21 protein-coding genes are annotated in these 18,356 nt (G+C 34.6%); 8 read left to right on the forward strand and 13 right to left on the reverse strand.

What is annotated here, in order from left to right; genetic code table 11:
* The first annotated feature begins 84 nt into the window (after positions 1-84).
* Positions 85-492: a hypothetical protein gene (locus tag CLV00_RS04940; RefSeq protein WP_099714088.1), complete on the forward strand. Its 408-nt coding sequence runs from the start codon at positions 85-87 to the stop codon at positions 490-492.
* Here the strand turns inward: CLV00_RS04940 and CLV00_RS16380 are convergent.
* The 5 genes from CLV00_RS16380 to CLV00_RS04965 form a co-directional block, all read right to left on the reverse strand.
* Positions 463-711: a hypothetical protein gene (locus CLV00_RS16380; RefSeq protein WP_099714089.1), complete on the reverse strand. Its 249-nt coding sequence runs from the start codon at positions 709-711 to the stop codon at positions 463-465. The two genes, CLV00_RS04940 and CLV00_RS16380, sit on opposite strands and share 30 nt — an antisense overlap.
* A gap of 4 nt (positions 712-715) precedes the next feature.
* On the reverse strand, positions 716-934 hold the full coding sequence (locus CLV00_RS04950) for a hypothetical protein (protein ID WP_099714090.1): 219 nt from the start codon (positions 932-934) through the stop codon (positions 716-718).
* A gap of 36 nt (positions 935-970) precedes the next feature.
* On the reverse strand, positions 971-1,966 hold the full coding sequence (locus tag CLV00_RS04955; protein ID WP_099716241.1) for an NAD(P)H-dependent glycerol-3-phosphate dehydrogenase: 996 nt from the start codon (positions 1,964-1,966) through the stop codon (positions 971-973).
* A gap of 313 nt (positions 1,967-2,279) precedes the next feature.
* On the reverse strand, positions 2,280-3,443 hold the full coding sequence (locus tag CLV00_RS04960; protein ID WP_099714091.1) for an iron-containing alcohol dehydrogenase: 1,164 nt from the start codon (positions 3,441-3,443) through the stop codon (positions 2,280-2,282).
* A 4-nt stretch (positions 3,444-3,447) separates the two neighbouring features.
* Complete coding sequence (locus CLV00_RS04965; protein WP_199074760.1) at positions 3,448-4,212, reverse strand: type 1 glutamine amidotransferase domain-containing protein; 765 nt, start codon at positions 4,210-4,212, stop codon at positions 3,448-3,450.
* An 86-nt stretch (positions 4,213-4,298) separates the two neighbouring features.
* Here CLV00_RS04965 and CLV00_RS04970 point away from each other — a divergent pair, with 86 nt between their 5' ends.
* The gene (locus CLV00_RS04970) at positions 4,299-5,195 is read left to right on the forward strand and encodes a LysR family transcriptional regulator (protein WP_099714092.1); all 897 of its coding nucleotides are present in this window, start codon (positions 4,299-4,301) and stop codon (positions 5,193-5,195) included.
* Here the strand turns inward: CLV00_RS04970 and nadD are convergent, their stop codons facing one another.
* The 6 genes from nadD to CLV00_RS05000 all read right to left on the reverse strand — a co-directional run bounded on the left by nadD (position 5,196) and on the right by CLV00_RS05000 (position 9,203).
* A complete protein-coding gene (gene nadD, locus CLV00_RS04975) occupies positions 5,196-5,807 on the reverse strand; it encodes a nicotinate (nicotinamide) nucleotide adenylyltransferase (RefSeq protein ID WP_099714093.1) in 612 nt (203 codons plus the stop codon).
* Between the two features lie 32 nt (positions 5,808-5,839).
* Positions 5,840-6,205, reverse strand: coding sequence for a four helix bundle protein (locus tag CLV00_RS04980; RefSeq protein WP_099714094.1), 366 nt, complete (start codon positions 6,203-6,205; stop codon positions 5,840-5,842).
* Positions 6,206-6,240: 35 nt separating this feature from the next.
* Positions 6,241-6,816, reverse strand: a complete 576-nt coding sequence (gene gmk / locus CLV00_RS04985; RefSeq protein WP_099714095.1) for a guanylate kinase — start codon at positions 6,814-6,816, stop codon at positions 6,241-6,243.
* 114 nt (positions 6,817-6,930) lie between these two features.
* Positions 6,931-7,791 (reverse strand): YicC/YloC family endoribonuclease, encoded by an 861-nt coding sequence (locus CLV00_RS04990; RefSeq protein WP_099714096.1) that lies wholly within the window; start codon positions 7,789-7,791, stop codon positions 6,931-6,933.
* 175 nt (positions 7,792-7,966) lie between these two features.
* Positions 7,967-8,854, reverse strand: coding sequence for a DMT family transporter (locus tag CLV00_RS04995; RefSeq protein ID WP_099714097.1), 888 nt, complete (start codon positions 8,852-8,854; stop codon positions 7,967-7,969).
* Positions 8,847-9,203: an arsenate reductase family protein gene (locus CLV00_RS05000; RefSeq protein WP_099714098.1), complete on the reverse strand. Its 357-nt coding sequence runs from the start codon at positions 9,201-9,203 to the stop codon at positions 8,847-8,849. Before CLV00_RS05000 ends, CLV00_RS04995 begins: the two co-directional genes overlap by 8 nt.
* Positions 9,204-9,280: 77 nt before the next feature.
* Here CLV00_RS05000 and CLV00_RS05005 point away from each other — a divergent pair, with 77 nt between their 5' ends.
* Together CLV00_RS05005 and CLV00_RS05010 are read left to right on the forward strand one after the other, a co-directional pair.
* Entirely contained in the window at positions 9,281-9,736 is a 456-nt protein-coding gene (locus CLV00_RS05005; protein ID WP_233206857.1) for a DinB family protein, read from the forward strand.
* A gap of 112 nt (positions 9,737-9,848) precedes the next feature.
* A complete protein-coding gene (locus CLV00_RS05010; RefSeq protein WP_099714100.1) occupies positions 9,849-10,391 on the forward strand; it encodes a hypothetical protein in 543 nt (180 codons plus the stop codon).
* Between the two features lie 50 nt (positions 10,392-10,441).
* Here CLV00_RS05010 and CLV00_RS05015 read toward each other — a convergent pair whose 3' ends face one another.
* Positions 10,442-11,185 carry a DUF3298 and DUF4163 domain-containing protein gene (locus CLV00_RS05015; protein ID WP_099714101.1) on the reverse strand — a complete coding sequence of 248 codons (744 nt, stop codon included), beginning with the start codon at positions 11,183-11,185 and terminating at the stop codon, positions 10,442-10,444.
* Positions 11,186-11,288: 103 nt separating this feature from the next.
* Here CLV00_RS05015 and CLV00_RS05020 point away from each other — a divergent pair, with 103 nt between their 5' ends.
* Entirely contained in the window at positions 11,289-12,434 is a 1,146-nt protein-coding gene (locus CLV00_RS05020; protein ID WP_099714102.1) for a cystathionine gamma-synthase, read from the forward strand.
* An 89-nt stretch (positions 12,435-12,523) separates the two neighbouring features.
* Here CLV00_RS05020 and CLV00_RS05025 read toward each other — a convergent pair whose 3' ends face one another.
* Positions 12,524-13,327 carry a glutamate dehydrogenase gene (locus CLV00_RS05025; RefSeq protein WP_099714103.1) on the reverse strand — a complete coding sequence of 268 codons (804 nt, stop codon included), beginning with the start codon at positions 13,325-13,327 and terminating at the stop codon, positions 12,524-12,526.
* 276 nt (positions 13,328-13,603) lie between these two features.
* Here CLV00_RS05025 and gdhA point away from each other — a divergent pair, with 276 nt between their 5' ends.
* From gdhA to recO, 3 genes are all read left to right on the forward strand, one after another.
* Complete coding sequence (gdhA, locus tag CLV00_RS05030) at positions 13,604-14,947, forward strand: NADP-specific glutamate dehydrogenase (RefSeq protein ID WP_099714104.1); 1,344 nt, start codon at positions 13,604-13,606, stop codon at positions 14,945-14,947.
* Between the two features lie 295 nt (positions 14,948-15,242).
* Positions 15,243-17,531 carry a T9SS type A sorting domain-containing protein gene (locus CLV00_RS05035; RefSeq protein ID WP_099714105.1) on the forward strand — a complete coding sequence of 763 codons (2,289 nt, stop codon included), beginning with the start codon at positions 15,243-15,245 and terminating at the stop codon, positions 17,529-17,531.
* A 57-nt stretch (positions 17,532-17,588) separates the two neighbouring features.
* Positions 17,589-18,302: a DNA repair protein RecO gene (recO, locus tag CLV00_RS05040; protein ID WP_099714106.1), complete on the forward strand. Its 714-nt coding sequence runs from the start codon at positions 17,589-17,591 to the stop codon at positions 18,300-18,302.
* The last annotated feature ends 54 nt before the right edge of the window (positions 18,303-18,356 follow it).

Consider the following 18,356-nt stretch of genomic DNA (forward strand, 5'->3'; position numbering starts at 1 on the left):
CCAAGCGAAAGCGAACTGGCGAAGCATTTTAGAAGTTTAAATCTGCAATCAAAAATCGTTAATCATCAATCAATAATCAAATAAATGAAAGCCGACATCATCATCCCCGAAGTAGAAAACGTATTTCTTGCTGTAGTTCAAGAATGGAGTGACGATTTCATGGAAAAAGTGTGGTATGCTTATTTAGTAAATGATAGCGATTACTTAATCGAAAGTGTTATGGTGGTTTCCAAAGCTTTTGGAACTATTGACGGCGAAATGAAGAAAACATCGCTTTTGCGTCACGCTTTTGTAGAAGTGCCAGCGGTTTCAGTGGTGAAAATTGAAATGATTGAAAAAAGTGTTTTGGCACTTAACAATGAGTTCATGCTAACGTTTTTTATTGGAGACAAATTATACGATAAAAAGTTCATTTTTAAAGCACATTCCATCCATGAGGATTTTGTTGAAGAAGTGCCTATCCTATTTGTTGACGGGGTTATCGTGAGATAATTCAACACTATTTTCTCTTTTTATTTTTTTCTTCCAATTCGAATATCCAACAATAAATATTCCCGCCAAAACAAAATAAAGTGTTCGGAATAGATTTTCTTTGGACAAAAAAGCATCTTTGAAAGACAGTTCAGATAGGTCAAATGCGGCCATGATAAAAGAAACGATAAATCCCCAAATCAGCCCATTTTTAAGTTGGAATTTCCATCTTTCACTCATAAAATTATTTAGCGGCTTGTTGTTTAACTCTGGATTTCCAGGTAAAATACCCTAAAACAAATATCCCTACAAGGATATAAGCAGCTGCGCGAATATAAAAATTAGGTGTAGCAACCTGTTCTGAAAAAGGAATTTCTTTAATGTCGAATAATACATTGAAGACCGTCATAAATAGACCCCAAATCCCACCAGTTTTAATCTGGTATTTCCATCTTTCGCTCATGAAGTGATTGTGTTTGGTTATTAAATCTGTAGATAATTAATCCAGTTTATCAGTAAGTTTCTTAAACACGGACTTGGCATCCTGTCCTTCGTATAAAATACTGTAAACGGCATCTATAATTGGTGTTTTGGCACCATAAGCCTGGTTGAGTTTATATGCGCTTTTTGCAGCATAATATCCTTCGGCAACCATACTCATTTCCATCATTGCTGATTTAACGGTGTAGCCTTTACCAATCATATTTCCAAACATTCTATTTCTGGAGAATATAGAATAACCCGTAACCAATAAATCGCCTAAATAAGCAGAATCATTGATGTTGCGTTTCATTCTATGAACTTTCTTGATGAATTTTTTCATTTCTCGAATCCCATTACTCATCAATACCGACTGGAAATTATCACCATAGCCTAAACCATGGGCAATTCCCGCTGCAATAGCGTAAATGTTTTTAAGCATGGCTGCATATTCCGTTCCTATAATATCATCTGTAATTTTAGTCTTGATATAATTTCCGGATAAATTTTTAGCTACAGTTTTTGCTTTATCGGGATCGCCACACGCAATGGTAAGGTAAGAAAGACGCTCCATAGCTACTTCTTCTGCGTGACAAGGACCAGTGATTACACCGATGTTGTAATAAGGAATATCATATTTTACATGAAAATGTTCTCCTACAATTAAACTCGTTTCCGGAACAATTCCTTTAATCGCTGAAAAAATGATTTTATCTTTTAATGAAACCGTTAATTTTTCTAACTCACCATCCAAAAAAGCAGATGGAATTGCAAAAATGATGTAATCTGCATATGCTACAGCTTCATTGATATCGCTGGTCAGTTTCAGTTTATTGATGTCGAATTCTACAGAACTCAAATAGTTTGGATTGTGTTTGTATGCTTTAATGTGTTCTATAGCAGCTTCATTGCGCATATACCATGAAATTTCGGTAAGATTTACGCATAACATTTTTGCTATCGCTGTCGCCCAACTTCCACCACCTATTACTGCGAATTTTATATTTTCAGCCATTTTTTTATTGAATTTAATCAAAAGTACTTAAAAAAGTACTGATTATACAAATAAAATTAGAACAAGAAGGTCGATTTTTAAACGTGTTGGAAATATTACAATTCTAACAAGTAAAAAATAATTTTAATTATTTTTGTTTTTTAACACAATATAAGTATCGCTATTTCGTTCTTGTTACTTATTGTTTAATAATTTAACAAAATAATGCGAATTGAGTTAGTTAGTTATAATTTAGAATTTTAAAAGGCGTTCCCAATAAAATGAGAACGCCTTTTATTTTATACTGACTCTATCAGTTATCGGGTGATTTGAATTAATAACTCATTTCAACAATAGATTTCACCTTTTCTAAAGTAATATTTTGTTTTTCTCCCAATCCTAACCAACCTCTTTCTTCAAAACGATTTACAATGAAATCAGCCGTTTTGTCAAACTCTTTAGTGTAATCGGATAATTTGGTTTCCATCCCCATCGTATGGAAAAATTCTACCGTTTTGTTGATAGCTTCATTTGCAATTTCGTCCTCAGTTCCAGTTAAATTGAAAATACGTTTTCCGTATTGTGCCAATTTTCCCTTTTTAGTTTCAAACATCACTCGGTATAAATTTGGACCCACAACTGCTAAAGTTCTGGCATGATCAATTCCGTACAAAGCCGTTAATTCGTGACCAATCATGTGCGTTGCCCAATCCGAAGGAACTCCTTTTTGGATTAATCCATTCAAAGCCATGGTACAACTCCACATAAAGTTAGACGCCAAAGCATAATCAGTAGGTTTTTCAACAACATCAGGACCTACTTGAATCAAGGTTTGTAGAATACTTTCGGCAATTCTATCTTGAAGATATCCTTCGTGCGGATACGTTAAATATTGTTCTAAAACGTGGGTGTAGGCATCTACAACTCCGTTTTGCAATTGTCTTTTTGGCAAAGATTCAATTACGGTTGGATCACAAATAGAAAATTTTGGAAACAAAGCGCTACCGCCAAATGATAATTTTTCTTGCGTAGATTCAATAGTAACAACTCCACCGGAATTCATTTCACTCCCAGTTGCCGGTAATGTCAGAACAGTTCCAAAAGGAATAATTTTAGAGACATCTTTGGTCAATACTCTTTTTTGAAGAATGTCAATTGGGTTTCCGTCAAAATGTACGGCAGCCGAAATGAATTTTACCCCATCAATTACGGAACCACCACCTACGGCAAGGATAAAATCTATTTTTTGTTCTTTGATAACCGCAACTGCTTTCATCAATGTTTCAAAATGTGGATTTGGTTCAATTCCACTAAATTCCACGATTTCAAAACCTTTTAAATTATTGATTACTTGTTCGTGAATTCCATTTTTAAAAATACTTCCACCACCATACGCGAGAAGAATTTTTGCTCCTTGTGGAACCAGTGTGGAAAGTTTTTCAATTTGTCCTTTTCCAAAAACTAAATTGGTAGGATTGTATAATTCGAAATTTAACATGTTTTTATTTTTTTGAATTCAATTGGTTTAATAATTTTTCGGCAACTAATTTGGACGAAGCCGGGTTTTGCCCTGTAATCAATAAACCATCCTCCACTGCGTACGGCTGCCAGTCTGCACCTTTTGAATAGGTTGCGCCATTTGCCTGTAAAGCATCTTCCAATAAAAATGGAACGACATCAGTTAAACCTACAGCGGCTTCTTCGGTATTAGAAAAACCAGTTACTTTTTTACCTTTCACTAGAAATTCTCCATTTGCTTTCACACTTTTAAGAACGGCAGGCGCATGACAAACAAAAGCAACGGGTTTTTTGTTTGTATAAAATGCTTCGATTAAAGCAATTGAAGTTGCATCAGTGGTCAAATCCCATAACGGACCGTGACCTCCAGGATAAAAAACCGCGTCATAATCAGACTCTTTTACATCCACTAATTTTTTTGTGTTTTTCAGTTTTGCCAATAACTCAGTATCGGCATCAAATCTTTTAGTATCCTCCGTTGCAGCTGATGGATCTTCACTTTTTGGGTCAATAGGCGGTTGTCCACCTAGCGGAGTAGCAACGTCAATAGTTACTCCTTTATCTAATAATTCGTAATAAGGTGCAGCAAATTCTTCTGTCCAAAATCCTGTTTTTTCTCCCGTGTTACCTAATTTATCGTGACTGGTAACAACAAATAATACCTTTTTCATGTTTTTTTTATTTTGTGCAGTTGCAGTAATGCAACTTGCGGTTAATGCTATAATGGCAAATAGTGCTGTTTTTTTCATTTCTAATTTTGTTTGTACAAATTTAGGGCGAATATGCTATTAGTAAAAATAATTTAAATTATGTTTGTGATAAATATATTTATATCATGGTCAATCTCGAATGGTACCGAACGTTTAAATCCGTTTATAAAAATGGTAATTTTTCTTTGGCTGCCAAAGAATTATTTATCAGTCAACCTGCTGTTAGTCAGCAAATATCCATGTTGGAAGCGCATGTAGGGTATAAGCTTTTCAATCGAAAGTCAAAAGGCGTGGAGCCAACGGAATACGCTAAGTTACTCAATAATTTAATCATTGAGGCTTTAGACCGATTGGAAAATGTGGAGAATGGTTTTCGTGCCAAGGCGTTCAATGCCAATCGATTAATTTCAATTGGAATCTCCAAACATTTGATGAGCAGTTTGGGAAGTGCCCTAGTTTCAAAATTTGAATTTATCGATTTTAGTTTTCATGAAAATGACACACTTTTTGAATTGGTGGATTCTAAAAAATTAGATTTTGCAGTTGTCACCAAGCAATATGATACGTTTGACACCATTCAGAAAAAGGTAGGAGAAATTAAACAAGTGATTGTTGGTTCAAACACTATTGATGCTTCTGAATTAAAATCCAATATCAAAATAAAAGATTTCCCAGCAATTGAGCATTGGTTGAACGACCAAAAATGGTTCAGCCACAATGCGCAAATTCCGCATATTAAATTGTTCTGGCTGCATGTTTTTAATAAAAAACGACCTTCGATGATTCCGAATTATATCATTCCATCTGAATATGAAATGCTCGAAATAATTTCGAAAAACACCGGAATCGCTGTCGTTTGGGATTGCAATGCGAAAAGTTTAATAGCAGAAAATAAAATTCAGTTGTTGTGGAATAGCAAGCAAATGCCAAGTACCGAAGTGTTTTTATTATCTGGTAAAAACGATAATTTGAATACTATTTTTGAGAATATTGAAGTAGAATTGAAAAGAATTTTGGCGTAATTACTTCTTATAAAAGTTATTGTGATCAATGTATTCCCAAACTTTTGCAGGCAATAACGGTTGCACATTTTTTCCTTTTTTTATATTGTCCCGAATAAATGTCGACGATATTTCTACAACTGGAGCGTCAATCATATGGATTTTTGGGTGATTATTGAAAGTTGTATTTTCTGTTTCCAAAGCAGTTGCTTCACCTGTTCGGCCTTTGGTCTCGAGTCGTGGATAGACATAAATTTCATGATGCGCCAGAATAGCTTCGTAGTTTTTCCATTTGTGCAACGACCTGAGATTGTCTTCGCCCATGATTAAGGAGAATTCGTAATTTGGATATTTTTCCTGTAAGTGAACTAAAGTATTCACGGTGTAATTGGGCTGCGACAATTTAAACTCAATATCCGAAGGTTTGATTTTTGGAAAATCTTCTGAGGCAAGATGTACCATTTGCAAGCGATGGTAATCATCGAGCAACGTGCTTTTTTTCTTTAAAGGATTGTGAGGCGTGACCACCATCCAAACTTGGTCTAAATCGGCATGCTCCGCCATATGATTGGCAATGATGAGATGCCCAACATGTATGGGATTAAACGTTCCGAAATACAGACCTATTTTCATTGACTTAGTGACTAGTGATTAGTAAAAAGTAATTAGTTTTTGAGGGTTTTAGAGAAAGCATTAATCATTTTGGATTCTTCCTCAATTTGACTTAAAATTTCTGTATACAAAGTCTTGCTTGTTATAAAGCCAAGTTCATTAGCAATTAATAACTGAGTTTCAATTTCGAATAATGAGCCTCTTGAAATATCTAAAAAATGACTGAATGATTTATCCGTATTTCTTCCATAGCCTTCAGCAATATTCGAAGGAATAGATACTGAAGCTCTTTTTAACTGACTTGATAGAGCATATAATTCTTCTTGAGGAAATGATTTTACTAATTGATAAACTAAACAGACTATTTTAATCCCTTTTTGCCAAATCAATAAATCTTTGTATGATTTTATCTCACCCATTTTTAAGCTAATTACTAGTAACTTTTTACTAATTACTATTTTTTCACATAATTCTTTACCAATTGATACGCTTCTTCCAAGGCAATATCTAAATCGTAGTTTTTTATAATCACATCAAATTGTGGTGCTGTTGCCAGTTCTACAGAAGCTTTTGCAATACGCATATTGATTTTGTCATCACTTTCGGTAGAGCGTTCCTTTAATCTTCTTTTTAGTTCATCCACGCTTGGTGGTTTCACGAAAACGGCTAAAGTTTCTTCAGGAAATTTATGTTTGATACGCAATCCGCCAGATACATCAATATCAAAAATCACATTTTTGCCTTTGGCCCAAATACGTTCCACTTCACTTTTCAGAGTTCCGTAAAAATTGTCGCGGTATACTTCTTCCCATTCCAAAAAGTCTTCGTTCTTAATGTGTTTTTTGAATTCTTCGGTAGACATGAAATAATAGTCTTTTCCGTTTACTTCCTCGCCTCTTGGTGCGCGGGAAGCTGCTGAAATTGAGAATTCAAGATTCAAATCTTCTTTGCTTAATAAATGTCTAACGATAGTAGTTTTCCCTGATCCTGATGGTGCCGAAAAAACGATTAATTTTCCTCCTGTGCTCATTTTATGCTGAATTTATTTCAGTATCTGTTTATGTTTTCCTGCAAGGTTCATAAACCTTTAGGTATATTGTAAAATTAATAAACCTGCAAAGTTAAAAACAGTGCAGGTTGATAATTACAATACGTTTAATACTTGTTCCTTGATTTTTTCCAATTCGTCTTTCATTTGAACGACTAATTTTTGCATTTGTGCGTGATTGGATTTAGAACCCATCGTGTTGATTTCACGTCCCATTTCTTGGGTAATAAAACCTAATTTTCTACCGTTAGCTTCGGTTCCGTTGATGGTTTCCAAGAAATAATCCAAGTGATTGGTTAAACGTACTTTTTCTTCGGTGATGTCTAATTTTTCTAAATAATAAATCAATTCCTGCTCAAAACGATTTTCATCTACATTCACTTTCAATTCTGAAATTGCAGTTTGCAAACGGTCTTTTATCGCTTGAACGCGTTCTGGATCAAGTGCCAAAGCTTCGGTCATGTATTGACGAATATTACCAATTCGCAATTGAAATTCTTTTTCAAGAGACATTCCTTCATCTTTTCTGAAGTTCAGGATGTTTTGCAACGCTTCCTCGATAATAGTTTGGATTTGTACCCAGTCGTTTTCATCGATTTCTTCTCGTTCTATTTTTAATGCGTCTGGCATTCTAATTGCCATTTTCATTAATTCGGTTTCGTATCCTTCGTTACAAATTTCTTTAAGTTGATTCATATACGCTTTCACAATCGGCACATTCACTTTCGTAGAAGTTTGTTCGGCAGTACTTTCGATAAAAATAGAAAAATCTACTTTTCCTCTTTCCAGTTTCAGTGCAATTTGGTTGCGTAAACCCAATTCCATTTCGCGGTACAGCGAAGGCATTCTCACATTTAAATCTAAACCTTTACTGTTTAAAGATTTTACTTCTACCGTGATTTTTTTGGTTGGTAATTGCAAAGTCGCTTTACCAAAACCTGTCATTGATTGTATCATATAATTTTCTAAAAGAGGTCAAAGATAATAAAAAAGTGGTCAGTGGTCCGTTTTTAGTATTCAGTGACTCGGTATAAGTAAATGTTTAGTAATCAGATTTTAATTTTTGCATTCCTAATAATAAGTTTAATGAATACTATAAGCTACGATTTGTGCGCTGAACACTACTAGTTGATTACCGAACACTCTTCTTCTGTGTCACCAAATAAACGCCGACAAATATCAAAACTGCCGAACCAATTTTCACCAAACTCAATTCGTCTTTTCCTAAGCTTATCGCAAAAATAGTGGCGAATAGCGGTTGTAAATAAATAAAAACGGCAACCGTGGTTGGTTTTAATTCTTTCATCGAAAGCAAATTCAGCAAATACGTCAGAAAGGTCGAAAAAACGACCACAAATCCTATTTTCCAGCAAATATCGATGGGAACCAAAGCCCATTCAACAGCTTGAAATTGGCTCCAGCCAAAAGGTAAAACCATAATAAAACCGAACAAATAAATCCATTTTACAAACGTAAACGCATTGTATTTGTCCATTAATTTCTTGACGATAATCAGGTAAAATCCATAGGAAATGGCGTTGACCAAAACCAGAAAATTTCCTAATCCGGCGTTTGTGGCGCTGCCAATGGATTTTCCATACAGAATGAGAAAAGCAGTCCCGATTAATCCAAGGATAATCCCAAAAACCATTCGTTTTTGCATGCGTTCCTTCATGATTAATGCCGAAAGTGTCAAAACAATCATTGGTGTTGAAACCATGATTACCGCAGCGCTAATGGGAGAAGTAAGGCTTAATCCTTTGAAAAACGTAAGCATATTAAACGCCACACCAAAGAAAGCTGCGGCAACAATTCGGGGGAAATCATTCAGCGCAATTTTTTCTTTCGGTGTAAACAACCAAACCAACCAAAACAAAATCATCGAACCGCCGGCGCGCAACAAGATAAAGCCATAGGCGTCAATGTACAATGGCATGACATCTTTGGCAATGGTAAACGTAACTCCGTAAATTATGGAGACAATTGTGGCGGCAATAAGTGCGAGATTCCTTCTAGACATTTGCAAAAGCAAGCATTACCTGATGCATGTTTTGTTGTGTGTTGCCAATGTAAATTTTGCCTTTAATAATAAAAACGGGACGACTTAAGAACGTGTAATGTTCCAAAATGTATTTTTTGTAATCGTCTTCGGTTAACGATTTATTCTTTAAATCCATCGATTTATACAACTGTGCTTTTTTGCTGAAAAGCGCTTCGTAACTTCCGGAAAGTTCACGCATTTGTTCCAGTTCTTCTACTGTAATTGGATCTTGTTTGATGTCGTGAAACTTCAAGTTATGATCTTTTGGTAATGATTTTATGATTTTTCTGCAGGTATCGCAAGAAGCGAGATAGTATATTTTGTCCATGTAAATAGCAATTTCTTTGTGCAAAGAAAATCCATTTGATACGGAAAATGATTATTTTTATCAAAAAAAATAAAAAAATGAATCAATTATTCGACGTTAGCACTACAAGCAGAAATATGGTTTCAAAATTTCTATCGGGATACAATCTTGACCAACTCAACACGATTCCGGAAGGATTTAGCAATAATTTGATTTGGAATATTGGACATATTGTTGTTGTTCAGCAAATGTTGGTTTACAAATTGTCAGGTTTGCCTATGATGATTTCAGATGAGATGGTCGAAAAATATAAAAGAGGGACCAAGCCGGAACAAGACGCAACGCAAGCTGATGTAGATGAAATTCAATCCTTTCTTTTTGAAACCATCAATCAAACCAAAGCGGATTTAGAGAAAAAAGTATTCAAAGATTTCCAGGAATTTACCACCATGACTGGTTTTACAATAAAAACTGCAGAAGATGCGATGGCTTTTAATGTCTATCACGAAGCGCTTCACGCCGGAATGATGATGAGTATCCGAAAATTTATTTAGAATCTCATTACATTCAATCTTAAGTAAATCTCAAATTATAAAGTTAGGGAATTATATGAAAAACATGACTTTGAATATAATAGCACTAACGACATTGATAATTTTATGTTCAATGAAAACTCAAAATTTAGATGTTTGTGAGATTTTAAAGTATGTAAACAAATCAGTTGGACATAATTACAATTCAGAGGTTAAATTTGGTTTCGAAACAAGTCAATCAATAGCTTTAGATAAAAATGCATTTAAGTTATTTTTTGAACGAGAAATGTCAGAAATAGATACTTGTTATTTAGTTGGGCAATTTAAAATATCAAATAATCGAGTTGGTATTATAAGCTACAATACTTCGTTTGAATGTGACCATCCAATAAATTATCTTTTACTACATGTTGTAGATAATTGTAAAATAATTGATACTAAAATGATTTATTATCAAGATTATGATGGATTTAACTATGAAATTTCAAGTAATCTGAGTAAAAAATTTGATATTTTGACAATTACAGAAAAAAAATTTAGTGAATATGCAATGGAACCAGATGCTAAAACTGACACAATTTTCACTAAAATTTATAAAATTAATTTAAAAAGCAGTTCTTTAGATACAATTTATAGGAAGTCAAAAGCAGAAATATTAAAAATGCCTCACAACTAATCATGTTCTAACAAAAGAGGTTTTTACAATCTTTATTCATCTAAATTAATTTATTTAACCGCCAAATATTCGTTCACTTCAGTATAAGGCAATAACAATTCTTTAGGTCCGTCAGCATACGATGCGGCTTCATAGGAATTGTAATAAAGCAGTAATCCTTTATCGGTATAGAAAATATTTTGAGGCAGATTGAATTTCTCATCTTCAAACATTAATCCGGTTGCATTGATCGATTTGTTTGCAGGGATTTTATATTTGGCTCTGAATTTTTTTTCGGCGAAAGCCTTGAAAGCTTCTTTATCATTGAATAATTCGGTATTCGGAATAGATTTTCCGGTAGTTGGGTCAAAAAGTAGTGAACGCAATCCTTGGTATCCGTGAGCGCCACCGGTATAGGTGTAATGGTTGATTTCTATATTCAAAACACTTTCGGACTGGTATTTTATGCTTCCTTTGATTTTCGCTTCCCAGCCAAAGGTGTCATTCGGAAATTCTTTTTGGAGTTTCTCGTAGGAATCAATAAAAGAGGTTAATAATCCATTATAATCTGTTGATGTATATGGTTTTTCGCCAAAATAAATAATCTCTTTCAATACTGAAAACACTTTTTTATTGATGCTGTCCGCTACAATAGGATCGTTTTTTGCAACAGGAATTTTTACGGTTATTTCAGGACAATTTTCTTTGCAGGGTAACGTTGTTTTTTTCTGAAAAGATTGGTCTTTAAAAGCCAATTCGTTTGAACAACCCGTTATTAAAAAAAGGAATGCTGCAAAAATTATAAAGTGTTTCATCTCAAAATTGTTAATTATATACAAAGGTATCAACTTGTGGCTTGGTTAAAATAAATTAAAGGGTAAATTTGTGAAGTTATTTAGCATTTAAAATTAAAAAGATATGAAATTCAATACGAAGGTTATTCACGGAGGTCAGCATCATGACCCAAGTACGGGAGCAGTTATGCCACCAGTATATCAAACGTCAACATTTGTACAAACCAGCCCGGGACAACCTATAAATCCAGATTATGAGTACAGTAGAGCTGCAAATCCTACCAGAAGCGCGCTTGAAAATGCATTAGCAAGTATTGAAAATGGAACGCGAGGATTGGCTTTTTCATCAGGATTAGCAGCTACAGATTGTGTTTTGCGTTCTTTTAAAGCGGGTGACGAGATCATTGCTATGGATGATTTGTATGGTGGAACGTATCGAATGTTTACCCGTATTTATAAAAATTCAGGAATAAAATTCCATTTTGTGGATATGAATGACATCGAGAAATTCAGGTCATTAATTAATGAAAACACGAAACTGGTTTGGGTAGAAACACCAACGAATCCTTTGATGAAATTGGCAGATATTCAAGAAATTGCCAAAATTACAAAGGAAAATAAAATCCTTTTTGCAGTTGATAATACTTTTGCAACGCCTTATTTACAAAAACCATTAGACTTAGGAGCTGATATTGTGATGCATTCGGCGACGAAATATTTGGGAGGTCATTCTGATGTTATTGCCGGTGCTTTGATTGTAAAAGATGAAGCGCTGGGAGAGCAATTGCATTTTCAACAATTTGCGACAGGAGCAACATTGGGACCAATGGACAGTTTCTTGGTGTTAAGAGGGATTAAAACCTTGCATCTTCGCGTGGAAAGACATTGTGAGAATGGAGGAAAAGTGGTGGAGTTTTTGAATAACCACCCAAAAGTTAAAACAGTATATTATCCGGGATTACCAAGCCATCCGTATCATGAAATTGCCAAAAAGCAAATGAGCGGTTTTGGAGGAATGGTTTCCTTTACTTTTGTTTCGGGCAAAAAAGAAGATGCAATTGATTTTCTGGAAAAACTAAAAGTTTTCACTTTGGCTGAATCTTTAGGCGGAGTGGAGTCATTAGCGAATCATCCGGCTTTGATGACACATGCATCTATTCCGGAAGACAAACGAAAAGAAGTTGGAATCACTGATGATTTGGTTCGATTAAGCGTAGGTATAGAAGATGCTGATGATTTGATTGAAGATTTGAAACAAGCATTAGCATAAATTAATATAAAAATAAAATCCCCAATTCTATCCCGAAGTGTCGGGATTAGAATTGGGGTTTTTTTATTTTCATAACGGTTGTTTAAATGCTATTGCAAGTAATAAATATAACCCACATTGAACCAAACCAACCAATCGTTTGCTTTGTTTTCTTTGTAAAGTTCCGGATTAGGATTTAAACCATCTACCCAATTGGAGAAAAAGTATTGAAATCTTAAATCAACCATTAAATCGCGTAATGGACTTAATTTATAGCGAGTTCCCACACTGGTTATTACAGACCAAACGGTTCCGCTTTCGGTAGAAAAACCATAAGGACGCCCGTCCGTAGGAGTTAAATATTTCGGGAAGGTAGTCAAAGGAGTTCCTAATGGACCTAGTGTTGATGAAGCTTCGGCATTGTAATAACTGAACTGTCCGCCTAGACTGACAAAGGGCCCAAGACTTCCTGTTCTTGCAGTGAAATCACGAATACTCCAAGGGAAAAATTCAAGTTGCATCCCGATATTAGTTACGGCTGTACTCCCCGTCATTGCTTTCAATTGCTCTTTTCCTAGCGAAGGTTTGCCTTCAGTCCATTGTCCAAAATGTTCTAATTCGGTTTTATTATAAGAGAGTTCCGATCTTAATTTAAAATGGTCGTTAAAATAAGTTTCAGGGGTGTAACAGTTACATTCTGCTTTGTAAGAAAAGTTGAGATAATGAATAATTCCAATTCCAATTCCCGTATTCCCTGAGTTTGTAGAAAGATCATGACGTTCCCCATAATCAGATTGAAAAGCAACAGGTCCCGCTATTACCCCTATTTCATGCGAAAACCCACCGAATTGCGCATTAGAATCAGGTGAAAATCCAAAACAGATTAATAAAAAGAGGATTGTTTGTTTGACCATTAGGGTTGTTTTTCTAATCTTGACAAATATATAAAAACATCATACACATATAAAAATAAAATGAAAATTAAAAATAATCAGACAAATTCTTATTTACTTACGAAAGTGGTAGCCATTTGGTTTAAATGAGGATATCATAAACACTATTGTCTAAAAATGCTTAATAAAAAGATAATTCTATTTAGAAATTAGAAAAAACAGAGTCCGAATATTTTTATAAAATGTATCTTTGTAAATTATAACGAAATCGTTTTCTTAATTAATTATTTATAATCTATGTTACTAAAAATAAATGATTTTATGGCTCAAGTTGAGGCCAAGAATCCAAATGAACCTGAATTTATTCAAGCTGTTAGGGAATTTGCAGAGACTGTAATTCCATTTATTGCAGAGCAAAAAAAATACGACGGAAAAAATTTGCTTCTTAGAATAGCCGAGCCGGAGCGTTCTATTATTTTTCGTGTTCCTTGGGTAGATGATAAAGGGGAAATTCAGGTAAATAGAGGTTTCAGAATTCAGATGAATTCAGCAATTGGACCTTACAAAGGTGGAATTCGTTTTCATCATACTGTAAACTTATCAGTACTTAAATTTTTAGCCTTTGAACAAGTATTCAAAAACAGTTTGACTACTTTGCCAATGGGTGGAGGAAAAGGAGGATCTGATTTTGATCCACAAGGAAAATCTGATGGGGAAGTGATGCGTTTTTGCCAGTCTTTCATGACTGAATTGTGCAGACACATCGGTCCACAATTAGACGTTCCTGCTGGAGATATTGGAGTTGGAGCCAGAGAAATTGGATATTTATTTGGTCAATACAAGAGAATAAGAAATGAATTTACCGGAGTTTTAACTGGAAAAGGATTGGCTTATGGTGGTTCTTTAATCAGACCGGAAGCAACAGGTTACGGAGTAGTTTATTTTGCAGAACAAATGCTGAATACTATTGGTCAAAACATCAAAGGAAAAAGAGTATCTATTTCTGGTTTTGGAAACGTTGCTTGGGGTGTAGCCTTGAAAGTAAATGATCTTGGAGGGAAAGTAGTTACTATTTCTGGTCCTGATGGTTATATTTATGATGAAGAAGGAATCTCAGGAGATAAAATTGACTTTATGCTTGAATTAAGAGCAAGAGGAGATAATAGAGCCGAAGCTTATTTAGAAAAATATCCAAACGCAGTTTTCCACAAAGGGAAAAGCGTATGGGAAGTAAAAGTTGATGTTGCAATACCTTGTGCTACTCAAAATGAGTTAAACGAGGAAGATGCTAAACATTTAATTGCTAATGGTGTTATTTGTGTAACTGAGGCGGCAAATATGCCATGTACTTTAGAAGCAATCAAATTATTCTTGAAAGCGAAAGTACTTTTTGCTCCTGGTAAAGCAGCAAATGCAGGTGGTGTTGCAGCTTCAGGATTAGAAATGACACAAAACTCTATTCGTTTAAACTGGACCAGTGAAGAAGTGGATTCCAGATTAAAAGAAATCATGGTTGGAATACACAATCAATGTAAAAGATACGGTACTGACGAAGAAGGTTATGTGAACTATGTAAAAGGTGCAAACATTGCCGGATTTGTAAAAGTAGCTGATGCTATGCTTGCTCAAGGAGTGGTATAATATTGTTTTGATTAAGGAATTTTGATACTTTATTTAAGATTTTTGATTAACGATTTTTGATTTCAGATTTGCAAAAAGATGAAATTATTTAAAAATTTAATTTTTATAATAAAATGGGTCGTTAATTTTAAAATAAATCTGAAATCAAAAATCGTTAATCATCACTCAAAAATCTCTTACTTAAAAGCCTTTCACCATTCCGAAGTTCGGGATTGGATGAAAGGCTTTTTTTTGCGTAACAAAATGCTAAGACTTTCGTTTGTTCTATATTTGTAAACCAATATTAATGCAAATAATGAAAAAGAGCGTTTTATATTTTTTGCTTTTACTTTTTATCCAAATGGGTTTTGCCCAAAGCAACTTGTCGTGGCAAGGTTATTTCTCTTACAATGAAATTAAAGATGTATCAGAATCTGGAACGGCTGTTTTTGCCGCTTCCGAAAATGCATTGTTTTCAAAAAATTTAGCGACAAACGTAATTAAAACAACGAATACTATTGACGGGCTTTCCGGACAAACAATTTCGGCGCTATACTATAGTACAACATTCAATAAAACAATTGTAGGATACGAAAACGGACTGATAATCGTGATTAACGAAGCCGATGGAAGCATCTTGAATGTAGTCGATATTATTAATAAACAACTTCCTCCTAATATAAAAAAAGTCAATGACTTCATGGAGTTTGAAGGTATTGCCTATGTCTCCTGTGATTTTGGGATTGTTCAATTTAATCTGGCTACCATGCAATTTGGGGACACTTATTTTATTGGGGACAATGGAGCCGAAATCAGAGTGAACCAAACAGCACTTTTTAACGGATTTATTTATGCCGCTACAAATAACGGGATAAGAAGAGCCGATATTTCTAATAAAAACCTAATCGATTACAATCAATGGGGAACAATTGCTACGGGAAACTGGTCAAGTGTAGTGACTTTTGGTACAGATTTGTATGCCATTAATGCTGCGGGATACATTCATAAATTTAATTCTGGGTCTAATTCCTTTACAGGATTTATCCAGCTTTCTCAGCCTTCATTGGATATGAGGGCAACAGCGGATTATGTAATTGTAACGACTTCAAGCAGCATTTATATTTACAACAATCAAATGGCATTGGTGCGCCAAATAAATACAAATCAAATCCCGGACAGTAACCCAAGTTTTACGTGTGCCACAATAATAGGGGATGCAATTTTTATTGGAACAAAAGAAAATGGATTGATTACTGCTTCGCTTTCTTCGACAGTAACTTTCGAAAACATAACGCCTATTGGTCCTTCGCGCAACAATATATTTGCGCTTCAAGCCACGACAAGTGTACTTTGGACAGTTTATGGGGATTATACAGCAGATTATAATCCATATCCGTTAGACAATTATGGTATCAGTAAATTTAGTGAAACAGGATGGCTGAATATTCCGTATGAAGAAGTTTTAGGAGCACAATCGATGACCAGAATTACGGTAAATCCAAGCAATGAAAACGAAGTATATGCGAGTTCTTTTTTTTCGGGTTTACTAAAAATTGAAAATGACATCCCTACAATTTTATACAATCAGACCAATAGTGGCTTAGAGTCTTTGACCTTTGTGGGTCCTACTTATATAGACATAAGGGTTAACGGAACGGCATTTGATAAATCAGGAAATCTTTGGGTTACCACCAGCCGAATAAAAAATGGACTGAAAGTGTTTAAATCCAATGGTCAATGGCAAAGTTATGCTATGGAAAATATACTGGATTCGGCTATTGATAATAATTTTGGAACAATTGCCATTGATAAAAATGGAACGAAATGGCTTTCTACAAGTGAAGATGGGGTTGTTGGTTTTAATGAAAGTACCAATGTATTCAAGAAAATAACAACTGGTTCTGATGCCGGGAATTTGCCTGTTTCAAATGTAAAAGTAGTTGCGGTGGATAATAGAAACCAGCTTTGGATAGGAACCACAAAAGGATTGCGTGTTTTGCCGAATGTAGGCAGTTTTCAAACAGAAGACCAAATGACAACGAATCCCATCATTATTTTAGAGGATAATCTGGCGCAAGAGCTCTTGTACGAACAATTTATTACTGATATTGCTGTTGATGGAGCAAACAATAAATGGATTGGTACTGCCGATTCAGGTTTGTTTTTGGTCTCGCCAAACGGTCAGGAAACCAAATATCATTTTACGATAAATAATTCGCCGTTGCCCAGCAATGTTATAAATGATATTGGTATTAATAGCGCTACGGGCGAAGTTTTTATAGCTACGGCCAAAGGTTTGGTTTCTTTCAAAGGAACTGCGACTGCGCCAAATGATGATTTAAGTAACGCGTATGTATATCCAAATCCAGTGCGGCCGGAATACCAAGGAACGGTTAAAATTGCCGGATTACTGGATAAAGCCAATATTAAAATTACCGATATCGAAGGAAATCTGGTATATGAAACCATTTCCGAAGGAGGAACAATAGAATGGGATACCACCGCTTTTGGGAAATATAAAGTCGCTTCGGGCGTGTATATGATTTTTATTTCGGCACAAGACGGAGTGGAAACCAAAGTTAAAAAAGTAATGATAATCAGATAGTGGTCAGTTCTCTGAAGTCTAATTATCTAAGAAGTCTAAAAATCTAAAAATCTAAACTTGTTAGTAAAAACAAAAGCCATTGTCCTTTCATCCTTAAAATTTCAGGAAAAAAGCTTGATTGTGAAATGCTTTACGCTTTCTCATGGTTTGAAATCGTATTTTGTTCGCGATGCTTTTTCGAGCCGAAAAGCCAATCAAAAAATCGCCTATTTTCAGCCGTTGACCATTCTCGAAATTGAAGCGGTTCACAAAAACAAAGGTACTTTAGAAAATTTCAAGGAAATAAAAATTGCCTCGGCTTTTCATTCGATACATTCGGATATTTATAAAAGTACAATTGTGATGTTCATTTCAGAAATGTTGCACCATTCCATCCATGAAGAGGAAGAAAACGAACCGCTTTTTACCTTTCTGGAAACCGCTTTGCATTGGTTGGACAATCACGATGAAATTGCTAATTTTCATTTGATTTTATTATTGGAAACCACAAAATATTTGGGTTTTTATCCTGATATTTCTGATATGGATATGCCTTTTTTTGAAATGACTGAAGGTATTTTTACACCCTTTCATGCCATCAGTTCACTAACGGAACATGAAAGTAATTTATTCAAAAAACTGATCGATTTGAAATTCGATAACAATCAAAAAATATTCTATGTCATTGAAAGACAAATTGTTTTAAGAATACTGATTGATTACTATAGTTTTCACTTGGACGGCTTTAAAAAACCAAAATCATTAGACGTTTTGAAAGAAGTTTTCTCTTAGAAAGCAATAAAAGGATATTTTGATTCCGTTTTATCGAATTATCTGCCCAATTTC

This window comes from Flavobacterium sp. 11 (assembly GCF_002754315.1).
Classification (GTDB): Bacteria; Bacteroidota; Bacteroidia; order Flavobacteriales; family Flavobacteriaceae; genus Flavobacterium; species Flavobacterium algoritolerans.

Bases quoted from the DNA above. Each gene is read 5' to 3' on its own strand.
- CLV00_RS05015 (WP_099714101.1), bottom strand. From the start codon at position 11,185: ATGAAACACTTTATAATTTTTGCAGCATTCCTTTTTTTAATAACGGGT.
- CLV00_RS04965 (WP_199074760.1), bottom strand. From the start codon at position 4,212: ATGAAAAAAACAGCACTATTTGCCATTATAGCATTAACCGCAAGTTGC.
- CLV00_RS05025 (WP_099714103.1), bottom strand. From the start codon at position 13,327: ATGGTCAAACAAACAATCCTCTTTTTATTAATCTGTTTTGGATTTTCA.
- CLV00_RS04960 (WP_099714091.1), bottom strand. From the start codon at position 3,443: ATGTTAAATTTCGAATTATACAATCCTACCAATTTAGTTTTTGGAAAA.
- CLV00_RS05010 (WP_099714100.1), top strand. From the start codon at position 9,849: ATGAAAACTCAAAATTTAGATGTTTGTGAGATTTTAAAGTATGTAAAC.
- CLV00_RS04990 (WP_099714096.1), bottom strand. From the start codon at position 7,791: ATGATACAATCAATGACAGGTTTTGGTAAAGCGACTTTGCAATTACCA.
- CLV00_RS04950 (WP_099714090.1), bottom strand. From the start codon at position 934: ATGAGCGAAAGATGGAAATACCAGATTAAAACTGGTGGGATTTGGGGT.
- gdhA (WP_099714104.1), top strand. From the start codon at position 13,604: ATGTTACTAAAAATAAATGATTTTATGGCTCAAGTTGAGGCCAAGAAT.
- nadD (WP_099714093.1), bottom strand. From the start codon at position 5,807: ATGAAAATAGGTCTGTATTTCGGAACGTTTAATCCCATACATGTTGGG.
- gmk (WP_099714095.1), bottom strand. From the start codon at position 6,816: ATGAGCACAGGAGGAAAATTAATCGTTTTTTCGGCACCATCAGGATCA.
- CLV00_RS05000 (WP_099714098.1), bottom strand. From the start codon at position 9,203: ATGGACAAAATATACTATCTCGCTTCTTGCGATACCTGCAGAAAAATC.
- CLV00_RS04995 (WP_099714097.1), bottom strand. From the start codon at position 8,854: ATGTCTAGAAGGAATCTCGCACTTATTGCCGCCACAATTGTCTCCATA.
- CLV00_RS05005 (WP_233206857.1), top strand. From the start codon at position 9,281: ATGAATCAATTATTCGACGTTAGCACTACAAGCAGAAATATGGTTTCA.
- CLV00_RS04955 (WP_099716241.1), bottom strand. From the start codon at position 1,966: ATGGCTGAAAATATAAAATTCGCAGTAATAGGTGGTGGAAGTTGGGCG.
- CLV00_RS04940 (WP_099714088.1), top strand. From the start codon at position 85: ATGAAAGCCGACATCATCATCCCCGAAGTAGAAAACGTATTTCTTGCT.
- CLV00_RS05035 (WP_099714105.1), top strand. From the start codon at position 15,243: ATGAAAAAGAGCGTTTTATATTTTTTGCTTTTACTTTTTATCCAAATG.
- CLV00_RS04970 (WP_099714092.1), top strand. From the start codon at position 4,299: ATGGTCAATCTCGAATGGTACCGAACGTTTAAATCCGTTTATAAAAAT.
- CLV00_RS16380 (WP_099714089.1), bottom strand. From the start codon at position 711: ATGAGTGAAAGATGGAAATTCCAACTTAAAAATGGGCTGATTTGGGGA.
- CLV00_RS05020 (WP_099714102.1), top strand. From the start codon at position 11,289: ATGAAATTCAATACGAAGGTTATTCACGGAGGTCAGCATCATGACCCA.
- CLV00_RS04980 (WP_099714094.1), bottom strand. From the start codon at position 6,205: ATGGGTGAGATAAAATCATACAAAGATTTATTGATTTGGCAAAAAGGG.